Raw genomic sequence first — 1,087 nt, 5'->3', positions numbered from 1 at the left:
GGTACGCGGTGGGGCGGTGAGGGCGTCGGGGGATTCTTCCTGACTTGAGCGACTTTCGCTCCCGCTTTGTCTTGTATGCCCGTTGACCCCGGAACCTGGTGTTCATGGTGATTCCACCCGCCCTCCATCGGACGGGTGGGGATTGTCAGTCCCGCGTGCTCTCATGGAGTCATGATCGAAGACACGGAAACCATCGACGAGTTTCTCGACCGGCACGCTGGCGACGTGGAAGAGGCGGTGCGCAAGGCCGCGGCGGCCGAGGTCATGCCCCGCTTCCGACGGCTCGCCGCGCACGAGGTCGACCAGAAGGCCGGCCCGCACGACCTGGTCACGGACGCCGACCGGCTGGCCGAGCAGTACCTCACCGAGGCGCTCGGCGCCCTCCTGCCCGGCTCTCTCGTGGTCGGCGAGGAGGCGGTCCACGCCGATCCGGCGTCGTACGAGGCGCTGCAGGGCGACACCCCGGTCTGGATAGTCGACCCCGTCGACGGCACCCGCCAGTTCGTGCACGGCGACCCCGGCTTCTGCATGCTGGTCGCGCTCGCGAGGAACGGCGTCCTGCTCGCCTCCTGGACCTATGCGCCGGCCCGGGACCAACTGGCCACGGCGATACGCGGCCGGGGCGCGTTCCTCGACGGCGAGCGGCTGTACTCGGGCGCCCCCGACCCGGGGCGCGACCTCCAAGTGGCCACCTCCCACCCGGACTACACGACACCGGAGCAGAAGCGCAGCCTGCTGGGGCTGTGGACGGACGGTGTCGCCCCGCGCCCGTGCGGCTCGGCGGGCCTGGAGTATCTCGCCGTCGCCCGGGGGGAGTCGGACGCCGTGGCGTTCTCCTGGGAGGCGGCCTGGGATCACGCGGCGGGCCTGCTGCTGGTCGAGGAGGCGGGCGGCGCCCATCTGACCCTCACCGGCGAGCCGTTCAGCATCAAGGGCGGCAACACCCTTCCCTTCACCGCGGCCCGCGACGCGGCGACGGCCCGGAGGGTGCGGGGACTCCTGGCGGACGAGGCCTGACGCGTCGGCTGGGACGGAGGGCGCAGGGCGGACGGCGGACGGTAGGCGGTGATGGGCGGAGGGCAATGTC

Annotated in this window: 1 protein-coding gene; it reads left to right on the top strand. The window is 71.9% G+C overall.

The window, feature by feature from the left end:
- Positions 1–171: 171 nt before the first annotated feature.
- Entirely contained in the window at positions 172–1,017 is an 846-nt protein-coding gene (locus EHS43_RS45000) for an inositol monophosphatase family protein (protein ID WP_125196101.1), read from the top strand.
- Positions 1,018–1,087: the final 70 nt, after the last annotated feature.

Origin of the sequence: Streptomyces sp. RP5T, from assembly GCF_003933965.1 — a bacterium.
Lineage (GTDB): Bacteria > Actinomycetota > Actinomycetes > Streptomycetales > Streptomycetaceae > Streptomyces.
This window is presented reverse-complemented; position numbering and strand designations above follow the sequence as displayed.